The sequence below is a fragment of the Rhodococcus cerastii genome, assembly GCF_033042195.1.
In the GTDB taxonomy this organism is placed as follows: Bacteria; Actinomycetota; Actinomycetes; order Mycobacteriales; family Mycobacteriaceae; genus Rhodococcoides.
The window spans coordinates 509411-527906 of the sequence record NZ_JAWLKF010000002.1; the positions used below are offsets into that span (position 1 = coordinate 509411).

Here is an 18496-nt window from a genome sequence, read left to right on the forward strand (position 1 = left end):
TCTCACGGCCCGAAGAAATGAGGATCGACGTGTCCGAAGTAGTACTCACCGAAGTGCGGGGACACACCCTCGTCGTCACCATCGACCGGCCGGAGGCAGCCAACAGCATCAACGCCGATGTGCACCGCGGTTTGGGCGCGGCGTGGGAGCTTGCACAGGAGACCGACAACATTCGAGTTGTGGTGTTGACGGGCGCAGGCGACAAAATCTTCTGCGCCGGCGCAGATTTGAAAGCTCTCGGCACATCCGGACCCGCGGGGGTGACCCCACCCGAGACCGCGCACTGGGGTTTCGCCGGAATCGTCAAACACCATATTGCGAAACCGGTGATCTCCGCAGTGAACGGCAGCGCCCTGGGCGGTGGGACGGAACTCGCATTGGCCGGTGATCTTGTTGTAGCCGCCGAGAATTCGACCTTTGGACTTCCCGAAGTGAAGCGGGGTCTCATCGCCGGAGCGGGCGGTGTCTTCAGATTGACCACAGCCCTGCCGCGTGCCGTCGCGCTGGAGCTACTGCTGACCGGGAACGCCATGAGCGCCCAGGACGCGCTCCGGTGGGGATTGGTCAACCGCGTCGTTCCTCAGGCCGAAGTGCTGAGCACTGCTCTTGCCCTCGCAGACGTCATCTCCGCGAACGCACCGCTCGCTGTTCAGGCGAGCAAGCGCGTCGCTCGCGGCATCAATGACGGCAAGATCGAGACGGAAGCCCGCAGCTGGGAACTCAGCGAACAGGCCCTGGAGTCACTGAGCCGGTCGGCCGACACTGTCGAGGGAATCATGGCCTTCATGCAGAAACGGGATCCGGTGTGGACCGGAAAGTGAATCCGATCGTGAATGCACTCATTTTGCCTCGGGTACCTGGTGTAGACCTTCCGACGTAGATGCTCGGCCGCTACGCAGCTGTCGTCCCGCCGGAATCAGAATCGTCACCCCGGCTCCGATGATCGCCGGCAAGGCGAAAGCCAGAAGCTGAGTGCTGGTTCCCGCACCCGCGGCGACGAACAGTCCACCGTAGGTGGGCCCCACGATCGCGCCCAGTCGCCCCACCGCGAGTGCGACGCCCAGTCCTGTGGTCCGGCAGGACACGGGGTAGTAACTTCCGATGAAGGTGTTGAGCAGGATCTGCGTCCCGGTCGTTCCCATTCCTGCGATCAGCACCAGAACGTACACGATCCCGATCGGGGGAGTGGTCGCGATCAATGCCAACGACACTGCTGCACAGAGGAATCCGAGGGTGGTCACCGGTTTGATGCCGAACCGATCGGCCAGGTAGGCACCGCCGAGTGCGCCTACTGCACCGCCGACGTTGAGCACCAGCAGGAAGGACAGTGCGGCACCGAGCGGGTATCCGGCCGATCGCATCACTGCAGGCAACCAGGTCGCGACGCCGAACAACACGAGCAGACACAGCAGGGTCATCACCCAGAAGGACAGCGTCACTCGCGCACGGTTCGCGGTGAACAACGCACCGATTCCGCGATCTGTCGATGTCGGCTCACCACCGGAAACCTCGACTGTGTCCTCGAGTCCGTAACGAGTCGAGATCCTTTGTGCTGCATCCGTCCTACCCCGCGCGTTGAGGAAGGCGGGCGACTCAGGGAGGTATCCGATCATCATCGGCAGAATCAACAACGCCGGGATCATCCCAGCTGCGAACATCGCTCGGAAGCCGAATGCCGGGACGAGCCACAGCGACAGGATCCCCGCTGCGATACCGCCGACGCTGGTGCCCACGAACCCCAGTGCGACCGTTCTCGCTCTGGTGTCGAGGCGGGAAAATTCGATCAGCATCGACGCCGCGGTCGGCATCAGAACTCCAGCACCGACGCCGACGACAAATCGCGCTGCTCCGAACATTTCGGGCGAAGGTGCAATTGCGCAACATCCCATTGCGGCCGAGAACAAAGCGACCGCGGCGATCAAGGCGCGTCGTCTGCCCCAACGATCCGCGATGCTGCCCGCGGCCAGTGCCCCGACCAGCATGCCGACTCCCACCACGGATCCGAGTACACCGACGGTCGCTGGATCAAGGTCCCACGGCTCGTACGCCAGGAGCGACGGCACCACCGTTCCGTACATCAGAAGGTCGTATCCCTCCAGCGTCAAGGCCGCCAGGCACAGCGCAACGACGGGAGAAAAAGTGTTACGTGACATGATATTCCGCTCGCGAGAGGGTCAGATGAAGTGTTGGGACAACCAGTCACCGATATCGGCGGCGGCCAGAGACGCGCCGGTGGGCGCGCCATCGCGAATGGGGCCCCCGAAGTGGGTGCCCTCGATCGCCACGTGAGACTTGTCCACTGAGCCCAGAGCCTCGACCATTCTCGAGGCGTCCTCCGGAAAACACGCCTGATCGCCGGTCAATTCGACGAACAACGACGGGACCGTGACCGACGGTGCGCACCGAACGAAGTCGGCATTGGAGCTCAGACCGGACCACGTCGACAGCCAGGCATCCGGGGTGGCCAGACGGGCGAAACCGACAAGCCCGTAATTCGTCAGATCGGGCCGCCGGCCGAACAACGAACCGTAGGGGCGGGCGTTGGAACTGAGCGAAAGGTCGGTGAATCTCAGGTCCGCGTCGGTGCGATAGACAGTCAATATCCGCGGTGCCAACGCATCTCGACGGTCGTGGGCGTTGCCGTTTGTCTTGAAACGCCGTCGGGCCTCGGATGCTTCGGCGACCCGTGACCGCGCGATCACGTCGAGGCGAGCGACGCGCTCGAGCTGAGCGGCGCGGTACTTCTGAACGAAATCGGCGGAATAGTTGGAGCTTTCCGGTGCCTCGACGAATCCGTTCGCACTGTCGAAAGGATCGAGTGCCGGGTCGACGGACATGGGGTCCGATTCGTCGACCACGGACGGATCGATCAGTCGCAGCAGCAGCGCGCCCTGTCCCGGGTGTGGAGCCATGAAAATCGCACCGTCCGGTACGGGCATCTCCGCGGATGCGAGGTCGATCGGCCGGCCGGCCGGCGTTGCCGCCAGCCGCTCCTCGGGCGTGAGCCCGGCCTGCTCGCAGTAGAACGCGAACAGCGTGCCACCGCCCGAGTGACCCAGTGTGACAACGTGATCGAAAGAGTGGGAGCGTAGGAACACCTGCCCGGCGGCGGCGTCGAGCAAAGCCTGCTCGTGCACCAGCGAGATGTCGTTGTTCACCGATCGCGTGCCCTGGGTCCACACTGCATATCCGCGTGCAAGCAGCTCTGGCACGAGAACGTGATGCGTCAGATCCTGGCGCGGGTGCATCAACGCAACGACGAGGTCCGCGCCCGGAACCGTTCTCAACACTCCACTGACCTTGGCGCCATCGGCAGTGGTCAGCTCGTGCGTCGACGTGACAGTGTTCGTCGGTGCCTCGGCCGCATCGAGGTAGCGCCCAGCACCGAGTCGGGTCCGAGTCATGACTGCTCGACGCGCAGGGCGTCTTTGTCCCACTGCGTGATTCGAGACTCCGACAGGCCTGAGACGCTGCTGTACCAGACGGCGTGCCTGCATCCGGTGGCCCGACGGTCGATGACGATGTCCTTGTCCGAGACTATGCGGAAGTACGGGCCGACGTGGTCGACGCGTACGGCTGGGTCGACGTCGGCCACCGAGGCGATACTGGTGTTCTCGGGTATATCGAGCACATACAACGTGGTCACGACACTCCCACCTCGTTCTCGGCCGACCAATCAGCCGCACGTTCGACGATCAGTTCGGCCTTGCGGGTCAACAGGTTCGCCATGCTCGGGTCGGGTCCGCGCACGATGTCGATCAGAGCGTCGATCGTCAGGTTCGCGTCGAGATCTTCCTGCGGCGTGACCGGACGCATCGCGCGGGTGAGCTCGATCATGTAGCCGTTGGGATCGTGTGTGTAGATCGACTCGATCGTCTCGTGTTGGATCTGCATCTCCACGGGCCAATCACTGCCGTCCAACCGTCGCCGATATTCCATCAGGTCCGCTTCGCTGTCGACGTGAATCGCGAGATGACGCGAGCGGATGAAGAAGATCGGTACGTCCTCGGCGAAGCGCGAGTACGAATCACCCTGTGGTCCTCCGTCGAACGGTTCGAGACCGAAGTAGTAGAAGAACGCGAGTCGGTCGTCGTTGCCGATGTCGAAGAAGAAGTGGATGAAGTCCGGATGCTTCTCCGGGCCCCATCCTGCTGCGCAGATGGAGTGGACGACGGGGAACCCGAGAACGTCACGGTAGAACTCGACCGTTGCTGCCGGATCGAACGTGGGGTAGGCGACGTGGTCGACGCCCCGGACCTTGTGTGGCAAGTCGGACATGAAGATTTCCTCTCTGCGAAAGTGGCGATCTAGGACGTGACGACGGCGTCTGCCCGAAGCAGTGAGCCGGCGTCCGGAAGATCGATGGGTAGGTCGAGCGCACGGAGCAGGCTGTAGGCACCTGCTGTCGCGGCCGACAGAACGGGGATGCCGAACTCGTCCTCGGCAGCCTGAACGAGCGGTAGGGACGGCATCTGCACGCACGCGGAAATCACCAAGGCGTCGGCACCGGTGAGATCCAACGACCGTGCCGCGTCCATGACTCGATCGCCTGGGATGCAGCCGACTTCGGCGTTGTCGGACACCTCCAGTGCGCGCCAATCGAGTACGCGAATGCCCTCGGCCTCGATGTAGTCGACCACCTTCTCCGCGAGCGGTCGCATGTACGGCGTCACGAGAACTATGTTCTTGGCGTCCAGCGCACGCAGGCCTTCCACAAGAGCGCCCGCGCTCGACCTGACGGCTGCATCGGACCCGCCCGTGGCGAGTTGTTCCGCTATGAGCCCCTCCACCCGTTGGTGTTCCCCGGGCCCGGCGACCATGAGGGCGACGAGGCACGCATAGAGAACAGCGTCGATTCCGGCATCGCCCAATTCGAGGATGCACCGTTCGCGCTGGGCATTCATGGCCCGCAATTGTTCCGGCGACACGGCCTGCATGCGCATGCGCGAAGAGTGGAACGAAAACCGGGCATGTCGATGTCGCGCCAACAATGCGGGCATCTCCGTTTCCACGGTGACGTTGGAGCTCGGTACGACCAAGCCCACACGATGAATACTCATGAACTGCCTTTCGGTAATTGACGCTGATGACGAGTATTCGACGTTTGCGACGATTCGTCAAGCGGCTTGGACCAGGGAAATCGAATCGATGCGTCCGTTCGGGCAGTATCGAGCAGGGTGACAGCACTCACATTCGTGCTTGACATGTCGTCGTCTACGTCGAATACTCGACGCAGACGTAAGCAGTGTTCGAGGGTGTTTCGCTCTCACACGCCAGGACGTCTTCGACTCGGACCTAAGGAGCACACCGGCATGACCTATGTGATCGGAGTGGACGTCGGCGGAACGTTCACGGACGCAGTACTCGACGACAGTTCCGGGACCGTGGTCGCTGCAAAAGCGCCCTCGACTCCGCCCGACTATTCACAGGGCGTCATCGACGTTCTCGAAGCGTTGGCCGAGCAACTCGGATGCCCGGTGCAGGAAATGCTGGCGAACACCCACCACATCGCGCACGGCACCACGTCCTCGCTCAACGCTCTGGTGATGGGTAACGTCCCGCCGGTCGGGTTCCTGACCACCAAGGGGCATCGCGATTCGATCTACATCATGAACGTCGAGGGCCGGTACCTCGGTGGCTCGCCCGAGCAACTGCAGAACGTGTTGGGGCAGAGCAAGTCCCACGGTCTCGTTCCCAAGCGGCATGCGCTGGAAGTCACCGAACGCCTCGATCGAGACGGCAACGTCGTCGTAGCCCTCGACGAAGAGTCCGCACGTATCGCCGTCCGAAGCCTCGTCGACGACGGTGTCTCCGGCATCGCGGTCTCGCTGCTCTGGTCGTTCCGTAACCCTGTGCACGAGCAGCGCATTCGTGAACTCGTGCACGAGATCGACCCCGACATGTTCGTCTCGCTGTCCTCCGAGGTGAGCCCGCGCATCCGCGAGTTCGCTCGTAATGCAACCACGATCATGAGTACCCAGATCGGCCCAGGGTTGCGCGATTACCTCGGCTCGTTGGAAAAGAAGCTACGTGCCCTCGATCTCGCGGGACCACTGCTGGTGATGCAGAGCAACGGCGGTGCCGTTGCCGCAGCCGAGGCCCCGAAGAACGCCATCAGCACAGTCGGGTCCGTGTTGACCGGCGGCGTGGTCGGAGCGGTGTCGCTCGGAAAGCAGCTCGGTCACAAGAACATCATCGCCACCGACGTCGGCGGAACCACCTTCCTCGTCGGCCTCGTCGTGGACGGTGAGCCGGTGCGTGCGTCGAGCACCATCATCAACCACCACCCGATCAATGTCCCCACCCTGCAGGTACACGCCATCGGCTCGGGCGGCGGTGCCATAGCGTGGGTGGATGCGGGTGGCAACCTCCAGATCGGTCCGCACAGCGCCCAGGCGGTACCCGGACCCGCCTGTTACGGGCAGGGCGGCACCGAACCCACCAATGCCGACGCCAATCTCGTCCTCGGGATTCTCCCCGAGCGCGGCCTGCTGGGAGGACGCAAACCACTCGACAAAGAGCGTGCGCGCGAGGCCATTCGACGCCGCATCGCGGAACCGCTCGGTCTGTCGGTCGAGGACGCAGCCGCCGCGATCTACGCCGTCCAGAACGCACAGACCGGCGACCTGCTGCGCAAGACCGTCGTCGAAGCCGGGCACGACCCGCGCAACTTCGTTCTCTACGCGTTCGGCGGAGCCGGCCCATCACATTGCGCCGCCTATGCAGCCGAAGTCGGCGTCAAGGAGGTCATCGTTCCGCTCGGGCAGGTGGCATCGGCGTTCTCGGCCTACGGTCTTGCGTCGTCGAACATCGTGCTCGCGGCCGAGCTGTCCGACCCGGCAGCGATGCCGCTCGATCCTGCTCGCGCAGAAGCGAATTTCGACGGTCTCGAGAAGCGCGTCCGCGAAGCCCTCGGTCGACAAGGGCTCAATTTCACGTCTGTCCAGGTCGAACGTGAAATCGACATGCGGTACACGATGCAGTTGGCAGAAGTTGCAACAACCATTCCCGAGGGCTCGCTGGACTCGGCGAGCGTCGCACACGCCTCCGATCTCTTCGAGCAGCGTTACGCAGATCTGTACGGCAAGGACAGCGGATTTCGCGAAGCCGGCATTCAGGCGATCACCTATCGCGTGCGTGCAACCGGCGTCCTGCCGTTCTCGCCTACCCTCCCCGAGCTCAAGTCGGCCGACTCCGCCGACTCCTCGGTCGCTCGTATCGGCACCCGAAAGGTCAACCTGGACGGTCGAATCGGCTATGTCGACACCGACATCTACGACTACAGCAAGCTCGCCGCCGGGCACGTGCTCGCCGGTCCCGCCATCGTCGAAGTCCCGACGACCACAGTCGTCGTCCCGCACGGAACCACCGGAACTGTCGACCGCCTCGGCAACCTCAACATCGTCGCCGGCTGAGACCACAGGAGAACCGAACCATGACATCCGCAATTCCCGGGTCCGAGATCTTCTCGTCCCGCCCCGTCGACCCCGACGCCCTCGCCCGCACGCTCCCACCGACGCTGCCGGTGCACACCGTCACCCAGCAGCAGATCGACGAGCTCGACCCGCTGACCTACGAGGTCATCCGTCACCGACTCTGGTCGGTCACCGACGAGATGGGCGAGGCACTCAAACGAATGTCCGGCTCACCCATCGTCACCGACGCGAACGATTTCGACTTCGCGATCAGTGACGAACTGGGACAGGAGGTTCAGGTAGGCCTCTACAACACCATGCTCGTCGGAGCCGTCGACCTGGCGATCTACTGGACCCTGCAACACCGCGCAACCAACCCGGGCATCGTGGAGGGCGACATGTTCCTCTGCAACGACCCATGGGTCGGCGGGGGACTGCACCAGAGTGACGTCATCGTCTACCAACCCATCTTCCACGAGGGCAAGCTCTTCGCGTGGACCAGCGCGATCTGCCACGAACCCGATCTCGGTGGTTCCGGCCTCGGATCGTTCGACCCGTCGGCGAAAGATGTTTTCTCCGAATCGCTTCCGACTCCGCCGGTCAAGGTGGTCCGCGACTACGAGCTACAGCGCGACGTCGCCGATCTCTGGGTTCGACGCTCCCGTGTTCCCATGCTGGTCGGGCTCGACCTGCGCGCCAAGATCGGCGCGAACACCGTCGGCCGCAATCGCATGCTCGCCGTCATCGAGCAGTACGGTGCCGACACCGTCAAAGCTGTCATGAAGCGCATGATGACGGACGCCGAAGGGCGACTGCGCAGCAAGCTCTCCTCGCTCCCCGACGGGACCTGGAAGGCCACCGGCTACCAGGACCAGTCGCACACCGGTGACCGCGAGGTTCACAAGATCACGGTCGCGATGAGCAAGACCGACGACCATCTCACGTTCGACTTCACCGGCACCGACAAGCAGACGGGCGTCATCAACTGCACGTACGCAGGCATGCGCGGCGGCGTCATGCTCGCGTTGCTTCCGATCCTCGCGGGTGACATTCCCTGGTCCGCAGGCGGATTGATGCGATGCTTCGACCTGGTGTCCGAGGAGGGCACCATCAACAACGCGAGCTTCCCTGCAGCAGTCAGCCGTGGTCCCATCGGACCCGCCTGGCTGACCGGAACCCTCATCGCGGAATGCCTGTCGCAGATGCTCGACCGATCGGTCGACCTCGGCAAGAGCGTGCAGGCTGCGTGCTGCGGTACCTGGGACACCGCGGTGATCGCAGGCCTCGACGAACGTGGGGAACAACCCGTTCCGTTCCTCAACATCATGATGGAACCGATGGCAGGCGGTTACGGCGCACGCCCGACCGCGGACGGCATGGACACCGGAGGCCTCTTCTGTATTCCGATGGGGCGCATCCCCGATACGGAAATGACCGAGTTCCTCTACCCGCTGCTCACACTGTGGCGTCGTGAAGAGCCCGACTCGGGTGGACCCGGTCGTCAACGCGGTGGCGTCAGTGCATCGCTCGCTGTGACGCCGTACGGCACCTCGCTCCCGATGGGCCTCGTCCTCGCCTCGGCGGGTAAAGCCGTGGCGCAGAACAACGGCCTCGCCGGCGGGTACCCCGGCAACACCGGACTCGAAATTCTGGCGCGAAGTACCGACGTCATCGAGCAGTTCGCAGCGGGAAAAATTCCCGGAGCCCTCGAAGATCTGGGCGGCGGAAAGGAATTCGGCGCATGCTACGCCGAAAGCTATGTCGCTCCCGGTGAGGTGCTGTACATGCATTGGCAGGGAGGCGGCGGCTACGGAGATCCGTTGCATCGCGATCCGGCGGCTGTGGTCGTGGACCTACGCGAGGGCAAGGTCACCGCAGAGGGGGCGAACGTCGTCTACGGCGTGGTCATCGACGCGGGAAAGGTGGACGAGGCAGCAACTGCGCGACGACGTCGAGACATGATCGACGAACGGCGCACGCGTTCCACCCAGCACTCCGACGCTCCCATCATGGATCTCTCGCTGGCAAGACGTCTCGACGACAACCTGTCCGAGGTGACCGTCGGGGACGTTCGGGTCATCGCCTGTGCACAGTGCGGCCGGCTCCTCGGTGACGAGAAGTCGAGTGGTGTACTGGATCTGGCTCGCTACGAGGGGCCGTCCTCGGCGGCGGGGCCGCAGGTGACATCGGATCCCTCCATCTACGTCGACACGGCCATCGTGTTCCGTCAGCTGTGCTGCCCGGGATGCTGGACGGCCGTGTACTCGGGAATCGTTCCTGCCGATCATCCCGATCATTCGTTGGAGATCTCTCGATTGCTTCCTGCGGTGGCCGAACGATGACGTTGACCACGGAGACGACCCATTCGGACTGGGACGGCAGGCTGGTGGGATACCCGGAGGATCGCGCGCAGCGTTACCGTGAGACTGGTTCGTGGAGCTCACTTCCCACGAGTCGCCGGTTCCGCGACATCGCTCTTCGGTATCCCGACAGGCTTGCGATCATCAGCGCCGAGGGTTCGATGACGTTCGCCGAACTCGATCGTCGTACCGATGCCATCGCCGCCGGATTGATTCGACTGGGACTGGTGCGCCTGGACCCTGTGCTGTTCCAGATGATGAACCGGCTCGAGACGGTGCTGGCCTGGTACGGCTGCGTCAAGGCCGGACTGGTTCCGGTCGCCACACTGGCCGCGCACCGAATGCACGAGATCGCGCACATCGGTGCCGCGGTGGGCGCGGTCGCGCATGTGGTCGAGGCCGGTCTGCCGTCGTTCGACCTGGTCTCGTTCGCCTTCGAACATGCAGAAGGGAGCGAGACCGTTCGCCACGTGGTGACGGTCGGGGCGAACGAGGGTGACGGACTGCGGTTGGAGGACCTCGGCCGCGACATCGATGCCACCGAGGCCCGAGCTCTCGTCGACACCATCGAGGCACAGACGGATCCCGAGGACGTGGTTGCATTCCAATTGTCCGGCGGGACAACGGGAGTACCCAAGGTCATTCCGCGGATCCATGCCGAATACTGGAACAACGCGCTCATGTACGCCCAACGGCTCGAATGGACCGCGGACAGCCGCGTCGCCCATCTGATCCCCATCGTGCACAACGCAGGGATAGCCTGCGGTCTGCACGCCTCGCATTCGGTCGGCGCGTGCCTGGTACTCGCGACCGCCGACTTCGGATCGGCGTTCGACCTGATGGAGCGCGCGGAGGCCACCGAGGTGTTGATCGGCCACGGTCACTACCAGGCCGTGCTGAGTCCCGAGTTCGATCGGGTGCGCGAGCGTCTGCGGCACGTGATCCTGTCCGGTGCCAAAGTGTCACCGGCGCTGATGGACCGCGTCGACGACGGCGGAGATCATTGGGCGGGTCAGCTGTTCGGGATGTCCGAGGGGCTGCTCACCGTCACCCCGGTAGGCGCCCCTCGCCACGCTCGAATCACCACCGTCGGCACTCCTGTCTGCGCCGAGGACGAGGTGCGCATCCTCGATCCCGGCACGGAGATCGAGCTACCCGACGGGGAAGTCGGCGAATTGTGTTGCCGTGGCCCGTACACGATCACCGGGTATTTCGATGCACCCGAGCACAATCGGACTGCCTTCACCTCCGACGGCTTCTACCGGACCGGCGATCTGGCGTCGATCTCCGTCGTCGACGGCGAGCGGTACATCTCCATCGAGGGTCGCATCAAGGACCTCATCAACCGCGGCGGCGAGAAGATCAACGCCGAGGAGGTGGAGCTTCTTCTGCTCGACCATCCGGCCATCGTGGGTGCGGCCGTCGTCGCGATGCCCGACCCTCGACTCGGCGAGAAGACGTGCGCGTATCTCGTCACCGACGGGGCCCCGTTGACGATGGCCGACGTGCAGGACCATCTCACGGGACTCGGTGTGGCCAAGTTCAAATGGCCGGAGCGCCTCGAATGGCTCGACGCGCTTCCCCGAACCAACGTCAACAAGATCGACAAGAAGCGTTTGCGGCTCGACATCGCCGCGAAGCTCGAGAGGCAACCATGAAACTCGACCGCGTCGCAGTCATCGGCGGTGGCCCCGGTGGCCTCTACGCCGCACGGCTACTGAAACTGTCCAAACCCAACGCGGAGATCACCGTCTACGAACAGAGTTCACCGAACACCACGTTCGGGTTCGGGGTCGGCCTCGCCTCACGGACGCAGCGGAATCTCCGTCAGGCCGACGCCGCATCACTCGATGCGATTGTTGCTCAGGCGTACTCACACGAGATGTCGATGCAGGTAGGGAACAGAACGGCCCGCTTGGCTCACGGTGATCTTCTCGCGATAGCGCGGACGTCTCTGCTGTCCGTACTGCAGGAGCAAGCGCGCGATGCAGGAGTGCGGCTCGAGTTCGGCGAACGCAGTGAACCCGCCGACCTCGATGTGGACCTCGTGATCGCCTCGGACGGAATCAACAGCGCGACCCGTACGGCCGACGGTCGATTCGGTGCCGACATCAGCACCGGAACAGGCCTTTACCTCTGGTGCGGAACGGATTTCGCACTACCGAGCGCCATATTCGTACCCGTCACCACCGAGCACGGTACGTTCGTTGCCCACGCGTATCCCTATGCGCCGGATCGCAGCACGTTCCTGATCGAGACGGATCTCGACACCTGGGCCCGGGCGGGCTTCGACGTCACGACTGCTGCCACAGGCGCGGCCGACAGTGACGAGGCATCGTTGCGCTATCTCGAGAGAGCGTTCTCGGTCACTCTTCAGGATCACAGCCTCATCGGAAACCGGACCCGGTGGATGCAGTTCCGAACGGTCAAGTGTCGAAAGTGGTCGGTAGACAACATAGTTCTTCTCGGAGACGCCGCGCACACAGCGCACTATTCGATCGGATCGGGAACGAAGCTGGCGATGGAGGACGCCATCGCCCTCGATGCGGCACTGGCGTCGGCTGCGACCGTCGGCGATGCCCTCACCGAGTACGAACGGGTGCGTCGCCCCGCGGTCGAACACCTTCAGCAGATTGCCGTGCGAAGTGAACAGTGGTGGGAGTCCTTTCCGCAGCGCATGGATCTGCCCGTGGACCAACTGATGGTGGCGTACATGACGCGCGCCGGAAAGGTCGGTCTGGAGCGATTCCTCGAATCTGCTCCCGAGGTGGCGTTGAAGGGAATCGCGAGCTACGCGCATGTTCCCGCGGACTCGGAGGTTCCTGCCGATGTGTCCCGCTGGATCCTCTCGCGGCCCATCGAACACGGTGGGCGGTCGTTTTCCGATCGATTCGCCCCGTCCGATCTTCGCGAGGACCCGACGACGACGGTGGTCTCCGTGGACGTCGAATCAGCGTGGAACGAGAAGGCGACGGCCATCGTCGACGAGTGCAGGGCAAGTTCCACGGTGTGGCTGACCGGGTCCGGCGAGCGTGATCACGTCCTGACCCGACTCGATGTCGCGGAGCGAATGATGCGCAGCACCGGCGCGCTCGTCGTCGTCGACGTGCCGGAGGAGTGTTTGTCCGATGCGGTGGCAGGTCTGGTCAGTGCGCGTACCCACCTCGTGTTTGTCGGTTCTTGACGACGGTGACGGTTATTCTTCGTTCATGACACGCGAGGACTCACCACGAGGATCGGCGCGCAATCCGCGTCGGGAGCTGGTCGAGAAGCAAATTCTCGACCAGGCCACGCGATTGTTCGCCGAGAAGGGCTTTGCCAGCACCACACTGCAGGACATCGCGGACGCGACCGGTCTGACCCGCCCGGCGCTGTATCACTATGTCGCGAACAAGGACGAGCTACTCTCGCGCCTGATCAGCGAGAGCACCGAGACCCCGGCCGCAGTTCTGCACGAGATCAATGCGCGATCCGATCTCGGCCCTACCGAGAAGCTACGCAAGATGGCCACCGCGATCGCCCTGAACCAGGCCGAAACCGCCGACCGCTTCAAGCTCATAATCAGGTCGGAAGCCGATCTGCCCGAGGAGACTTCGCGGACGTACCAGCAGAGTCGCAGGCACGTGCTCAAGGAGTTCGTGACGGTCGTCGAAAATGGCGTCAGGGCAGGGGAATTCAGGCCTGTCGACCCGCGCACAGCAGCACTCGGCATCATCGGCATGCTCAACTGGGTCGCCTGGTGGCATCAGAGCGGTGACCCGGACGCCGATCGCAGTGTGGCCACTCAACTCGCCGACATGGCATTGCGGACCGTCGTCCAGGACAGCGGAACGCCTCTTATACCCGAGGGGCCCGAACGTGCGATCTCGATGCTCCGCGAGGATCTCGATTACCTCGAACGCATCCTGGCTCGGGATCGATCGGAATCGTGATCGACGGACTCGCGCCGGAGCCTTGCTCACCCAGCGCCCGGTAACCCCAGGAACGTCAGCAGACGCCTGAGAAGCTCGTCTCGCCACGCACGCGATGACCAGGTGTGGTCGGCACCGGTGATCGCGGTGAATGTCGCGTGTGGCAACAACTCTGCGTAACGGCGTCCGTACTCGAGTGGCACGATCTGGTCTGCCGTGCCGTGGACGATGTCGACGGGACCGTTGTATCCGGCCGCAGCCTCGTACACATCGAGGCCATTGCGGATGTCGTCGAAAAATGCAGGTCCGAGCCACATGCCGCCGAAGTCGAAGCCGCCGTTCTGTGCGACGGAATCGATGGGCTGGCCCTGGATTTCGTGCTTGACGGTGATGTCGTCGACGACAACGCCTGCAGGTGACCACAGGGTGAGGCTGGCGACACGGTCGGACAGGAGCGTGGCCGCCATTGCCGCTTCCACTGCGCCGAGGCTGTGGGCGAGAACGTGCACCGGTGCAGATCGATCGGCAGCGAACTCCCGGATCATGGTCGACACCTGCTCGACCTCGTCGCGCAGGGTGATGTCCTCGAACTCGCCGTCGCTGATGCCTTGGCCGAGTCGGTCGTACGCGCGGACGACTGCTCCCGCCTCGACGAGGCGTCGAGCGATCTGGACGAAGAGGCGCTGTGGTCCGATGCTCGAGTCGCTGAAGCCGTGCACGATCAGAACGGACGGCGCTGTTCTGTCGGAGTTCTCGGGTCGATACTCGTTGCCGCGGATCACCTGCCCACGATGGGGGAGTGTGAGCGTGGCCATGCCGGGGTTCTGGAGGTCCATCTCAGTTGCTCCGGTCGGCAAAGCCTGCCGGTAAGTCTGCGGGCGCGGTGTCGATGACGGTGTCGTCGTCGATACCGACGTACTCGAACAAGGTGATGTGCGCGAACTCGGGCACGACGTAGATCGGATAGGTGGGGCCCTGATCGCGGAACTGACGCATCTCGTCGAGGTGGTCGTTCTGGAACAGGACGGTTTTGGACCCGTCGAGTTCCACCCAGTGCGGGAAGAAGATGGTGCCGTGCAGAACGCGGTCCTCGGGAACGACGTTGACGACGACGCTCGTGCCGGTCGGCTCGTTCCACGAGATCTTGTAGACGCCGCGGCCGAGTCCGACGAGATCGACTTCTTGCCCCTTGACCCAGCGACCGCCGACCATTCCGGTGTGGATCCGGTAGTCGATGGTGGTGGCGTTCTTGACGTACATCTCGTACTGCCACCCGTTGGCGTACGTGTAGATGAACCGATGGCCGATGATCGATTCCAGGGCTTGTTCGGGAGTGGGGTCGGCAACGCTGGTGTGAATGCTCATGACTCCATGATCACCCAGAAATGCGTTTGTTGCAAACCTAAATTCAGACTGAGTAGTCTGGCGCGGTGGACGATTCCGACAGCGCACCCGGTCTCGCCGATATCGCCCGCCATCTCAGCGAGGAGATAGGCCCCTTCCGGCGCGTGCTGCTCAACGCCTCCCGCTCGCGCGCGGGGCTCAAAGCCCTGCCCGACGCACAGATCGAGATCCTGCGGCGACTCTTTCCGGACAAGTGGGAGGGCCCCACAGTGCTCGGGCGTCAGCTGGGGTTGGCACGCCCCACGATCAGCAACCTCGTCCGAACGATGGAATCGGACGGGCTCGTCGCTCGCCGACCCGACGACTCGGATGCTCGAAGCATGCGCGTCGGCCTCACCGATCTTGCTCGAGAGCAATTGCGCATCTACGACATTGCGGCAGAGGGGCTTCTCATGAATATCCTCGACGACCTGACGCCGGCCGAGCAACGCACCCTCCGTGACGCCACTGCGCTGCTCGGCCGAATCCGCGAGGCGCTCGAGCACGGCGACGACCTGTAGCGGCGACAGAGTTCGTGAGGGCTCGGCGCGCAATTCACCTCGATACTTCACTGCGTGTGCACGTCTGAATCGGTCGTCCTGTTCTCGCGTCCACGGAACGTAAATCAACAACGATTCAAGTAATTCGGCCACATCTGCACTGGGTGTCATATAGCGTCGAATCATGTCCTCGAAACCGGACATACCGCCCGAGCGTACCCGGCCATTCGGCGAACCGTTCTGCGCTCGTACCGTTTTCATCCGACGATCAAGGAAGTTCGATCATGGGAAAGCTCGACGGAAAAGTAGCCTTCATCACCGGTGCCGCACGCGGACAGGGGCGTAGCCACGCTCTCCGGCTCGCGCAAGAAGGTGCCGACATCATCGCGGTCGACATCTGTGCACAGATCGATACGGTCGCCTATCCGATGGCCACATCGGAAGATCTCGCACAGACCGTGAAAGAAGTCGAGGCGCTCGATCGGCGCATCGTCGCCACGGAAGCCGACGTCCGCGATTACGACGCGATGAAAGCGGCAGTGGACTCGGCGGTAGCCGAACTCGGCCCCATCGACATCATTCTGGCGAATGCCGGAATAGCACCCCAGGGTGCCGAAAACCCCGACGAAGTGAAGACCTTCCGTGATGTGGTGGAGGTCAACCTCGTCGGTGTGTGGAATACCGTTCAGGCCGGGGTTCCGAGCATGATCGCCAAGGGCCAGGGCGGGTCGATCGTGTTGACCAGCTCGACTCAGGGCCTGTCCGGTGCGGGCGGTAACGGATCCGGTGCCGGAGACGGTTACGCGGCCAGTAAGCACGCGGTCGTGGGGTTGATGCGCACGTTCACCAATTGGCTTGCGCAGTACTCCATACGCGTCAACACCGTGCACCCGACCGGGGTGAACACGCCGATGGTCGTCAACGACGTCATGCAGAAGTTCCTCACCGAAAACCCCGACGCCACAGCCATGCTCGGCAATTTGCTACCGGTGCCTATGCTCGAAGCGATCGATATCAGCAACGCCATCGCGTGGCTGGTGTCCGACGATGCGCGGTACGTCACGGGCGTCACCTTGCCCGTCGACGCCGGCTTCCTGGCCAAGTAGGAGACGGACATGGGCAAGCTGGAAGGCAAAGTCGCATTCATCACCGGGGCTGCTCGCAGTCAGGGGCGAAGTCACGCAATACGTCTCGCGCAGGAGGGCGCGGACATCATCGCTGTAGACCTGTGCGGACCGGTCGACACCATCGAGATGTATCCGCCGTCGACCGAAGCGGATCTGGCGGAAACGGTGAAGCAGGTCGAAGCGCTCGACCGACGAATCGTCGCCACCAAGGCCGACGTGCGTGATTCGGCCGCGCTGAGAAAGGCCGTCGACGACGGCGTCGCAGAGCTCGGTCGCCTCGACATCGTCCTGGGCAATGCGGGAGTGTTCGAGATCGCGCCGGCACTCGATATCACCGACGACGCGTGGCAGAACATGATCGACGTCAACCTCACGGGCGTCTGGAACACCTGCAAAGTTGCTCTGCCGCATCTGATCGCCGGCGGTCGCGGTGGTTCCATCGTGCTGACGAGTTCGACAGCGGGCCTCAAGGGCACACCGAATACGGTGCACTACACCGCGACCAAGCACGGTGTCGTCGGCATCATGCGCACTCTCGCAAACGAATTCGGACAACACAGTATTCGTGTCAACACGGTTCATCCGACCGGTGTGGACACCGTCATGATTCAGAATCCCAAGACGTGGGGGTTGTTCGCTCCCGACGATCCGAACCCGTCGCGAGAGAAGTCGGCACCGATCTTCCAAACCACGAACACGCTGCCGGTGCCGTGGATCGAGGCAATCGACATCTCCAACGCGATAGCGTTCTTGGTCTCCGACGATGCTCGATACATCACGGGTGCAACGCTTCCTGTCGATGCGGGGTACACGGTCAAATGACTGCTACCGCGTCGATCGGTGAGGTGCGCCGGCGGATTGCTGCGCACCTCGTGGGTCGAGACCGTGAACTCGACCTCCTGTTGGCAGCGGTCGCGGCCGGGCGGGACCTGCTCCTCGAGGGCCCGCCCGGCACCAGCAAGAGCACGCTGCTCGGCGCGATCACCTCCGAGTGGTCCATTCCGCTGTTCTTCGTCGAGGGCAACGCCGATCTGACACCGGCCCGAATTGTCGGGCACCACAACCCGGCTCGGGTTCTTCGCGAGGACTACAGCGAGGACAACTTCGTAGCGGGACCGCTGATCGACGCAATGCGCACCGGCGGTTTCCTCTACATCGAAGAGTTCAATCGCGCACCCGAGGACACCCTGAACACGCTGCTCACCGCGATGGCAGAACGACGCATCGTCGTCCCGCGCGTCGGCACTGTGCACGCGTTACCGACGTTCCGCGTAGTGGCATCGATGAATCCCTACGACAACGTCGGTACGACGCGCCTGTCGACCAGCGTCCACGACCGTCTGTGTCGTCTTGCCATCGGCTACCAGGATGCCGAAGCGGAACGCGGCATCGTGGGTCTCCGTAGCGAATCCGACTCCGCGCGACTGATCGCCGACGCCGTGGCCGTCACTCGGTTGACGCGTGAGCACGAGGACATCACCCAGGGCAGCAGTGTGCGCGGGGCAATCGATCTGACCCTCGTCGCTCAGCAATTGGCAGATCTGCGGGAGGTGGCGATTCCGCTCGTCACCGACATCGATCCACCGAGAGGCCTGCCCGAGGACTACCAGCAGGTCATGCTCGACGCGATGTACGTTGCCCTGTCCGGGCGCATTCACATCGACGAGACATCCGACGCACCAGCAGAAATGGTCTTGCACACGATATGGCAGGACCATTTCGTGCTGCGTCCCGCTGCGGCGGCACCTGGTTGAAGAGCCGTCGAGGCCGAATCTCCGATCACACGGCCGGGGACCCGTA

The 18496-nt window shown here is 63.4% G+C and carries 17 protein-coding genes; 10 read left to right on the forward strand and 7 right to left on the reverse strand.

Annotation, left to right across the window (positions count from 1 at the left end; translation table 11 throughout):
• Positions 1–29 precede the first annotated feature (29 nt).
• Positions 30–821, forward strand: coding sequence for an enoyl-CoA hydratase-related protein (locus R3P93_RS06720; RefSeq protein WP_317532662.1), 792 nt, complete (start codon positions 30–32; stop codon positions 819–821).
• Positions 822–839: 18 nt separating this feature from the next.
• Here R3P93_RS06720 and R3P93_RS06725 read toward each other — a convergent pair whose 3' ends face one another.
• Genes R3P93_RS06725 through R3P93_RS06745 form a run of 5 tightly spaced genes read right to left on the reverse strand, consistent with a single transcriptional unit; the run spans position 840 to position 5060 of the window.
• Positions 840–2153: an MFS transporter gene (locus tag R3P93_RS06725; protein ID WP_317532663.1), complete on the reverse strand. Its 1314-nt coding sequence runs from the start codon at positions 2151–2153 to the stop codon at positions 840–842.
• 21 nt (positions 2154–2174) lie between these two features.
• The gene (locus tag R3P93_RS06730) at positions 2175–3404 is read right to left on the reverse strand and encodes an alpha/beta hydrolase (protein WP_317532664.1); all 1230 of its coding nucleotides are present in this window, start codon (positions 3402–3404) and stop codon (positions 2175–2177) included.
• Positions 3401–3646 (reverse strand): hypothetical protein, encoded by a 246-nt coding sequence (locus R3P93_RS06735; protein WP_068046732.1) that lies wholly within the window; start codon positions 3644–3646, stop codon positions 3401–3403. The genes R3P93_RS06730 and R3P93_RS06735 overlap by 4 nt, the downstream gene beginning before the upstream one ends.
• Complete coding sequence (locus R3P93_RS06740; RefSeq protein ID WP_068046735.1) at positions 3643–4278, reverse strand: VOC family protein; 636 nt, start codon at positions 4276–4278, stop codon at positions 3643–3645. Before R3P93_RS06740 ends, R3P93_RS06735 begins: the two co-directional genes overlap by 4 nt.
• 29 nt (positions 4279–4307) lie before the next feature.
• Positions 4308–5060, reverse strand: a complete 753-nt coding sequence (locus tag R3P93_RS06745; protein WP_317532665.1) for a maleate cis-trans isomerase family protein — start codon at positions 5058–5060, stop codon at positions 4308–4310.
• A 252-nt stretch (positions 5061–5312) separates the two neighbouring features.
• Here R3P93_RS06745 and R3P93_RS06750 point away from each other — a divergent pair, with 252 nt between their 5' ends.
• The 5 genes from R3P93_RS06750 to R3P93_RS06770 are packed head-to-tail and all read left to right on the forward strand — an operon-like array spanning position 5313 to position 13707.
• Positions 5313–7415, forward strand: coding sequence for a hydantoinase/oxoprolinase family protein (locus tag R3P93_RS06750; protein WP_317532666.1), 2103 nt, complete (start codon positions 5313–5315; stop codon positions 7413–7415).
• Positions 7416–7435: 20 nt separating this feature from the next.
• Complete coding sequence (locus tag R3P93_RS06755; protein ID WP_317532667.1) at positions 7436–9757, forward strand: hydantoinase B/oxoprolinase family protein; 2322 nt, start codon at positions 7436–7438, stop codon at positions 9755–9757.
• Positions 9754–11433 (forward strand): (2,3-dihydroxybenzoyl)adenylate synthase, encoded by a 1680-nt coding sequence (locus R3P93_RS06760; protein ID WP_317532668.1) that lies wholly within the window; start codon positions 9754–9756, stop codon positions 11431–11433. The genes R3P93_RS06755 and R3P93_RS06760 overlap by 4 nt, the downstream gene beginning before the upstream one ends.
• Positions 11430–12959: an FAD-dependent monooxygenase gene (locus R3P93_RS06765; protein ID WP_317532669.1), complete on the forward strand. Its 1530-nt coding sequence runs from the start codon at positions 11430–11432 to the stop codon at positions 12957–12959. The genes R3P93_RS06760 and R3P93_RS06765 overlap by 4 nt, the downstream gene beginning before the upstream one ends.
• Positions 12960–12984: 25 nt before the next feature.
• Positions 12985–13707: a TetR/AcrR family transcriptional regulator gene (locus R3P93_RS06770; RefSeq protein ID WP_317532670.1), complete on the forward strand. Its 723-nt coding sequence runs from the start codon at positions 12985–12987 to the stop codon at positions 13705–13707.
• A gap of 26 nt (positions 13708–13733) precedes the next feature.
• Here R3P93_RS06770 and R3P93_RS06775 read toward each other — a convergent pair whose 3' ends face one another.
• Positions 13734–14522 carry an alpha/beta hydrolase gene (locus R3P93_RS06775; RefSeq protein ID WP_317532671.1) on the reverse strand — a complete coding sequence of 263 codons (789 nt, stop codon included), beginning with the start codon at positions 14520–14522 and terminating at the stop codon, positions 13734–13736.
• 1 nt (position 14523) lies between these two features.
• Positions 14524–15051 carry a phenolic acid decarboxylase gene (locus R3P93_RS06780; RefSeq protein ID WP_317532672.1) on the reverse strand — a complete coding sequence of 176 codons (528 nt, stop codon included), beginning with the start codon at positions 15049–15051 and terminating at the stop codon, positions 14524–14526.
• Positions 15052–15116: 65 nt separating this feature from the next.
• On the opposite strand from R3P93_RS06780, the gene R3P93_RS06785 reads away from it, so the two are divergent.
• The 4 genes from R3P93_RS06785 (at position 15117) to R3P93_RS06800 (ending at position 18450) form a co-directional block, all read left to right on the forward strand.
• Positions 15117–15590 (forward strand): MarR family winged helix-turn-helix transcriptional regulator, encoded by a 474-nt coding sequence (locus R3P93_RS06785; protein ID WP_317532673.1) that lies wholly within the window; start codon positions 15117–15119, stop codon positions 15588–15590.
• 263 nt (positions 15591–15853) lie between these two features.
• Positions 15854–16675, forward strand: coding sequence for a mycofactocin-coupled SDR family oxidoreductase (locus tag R3P93_RS06790; RefSeq protein WP_317532674.1), 822 nt, complete (start codon positions 15854–15856; stop codon positions 16673–16675).
• Between the two features lie 9 nt (positions 16676–16684).
• Positions 16685–17518 carry a mycofactocin-coupled SDR family oxidoreductase gene (locus tag R3P93_RS06795; protein ID WP_094639745.1) on the forward strand — a complete coding sequence of 278 codons (834 nt, stop codon included), beginning with the start codon at positions 16685–16687 and terminating at the stop codon, positions 17516–17518.
• A complete protein-coding gene (locus R3P93_RS06800; RefSeq protein ID WP_149405211.1) occupies positions 17515–18450 on the forward strand; it encodes an AAA family ATPase in 936 nt (311 codons plus the stop codon). The genes R3P93_RS06795 and R3P93_RS06800 overlap by 4 nt, the downstream gene beginning before the upstream one ends.
• The last annotated feature ends 46 nt before the right edge of the window (positions 18451–18496 follow it).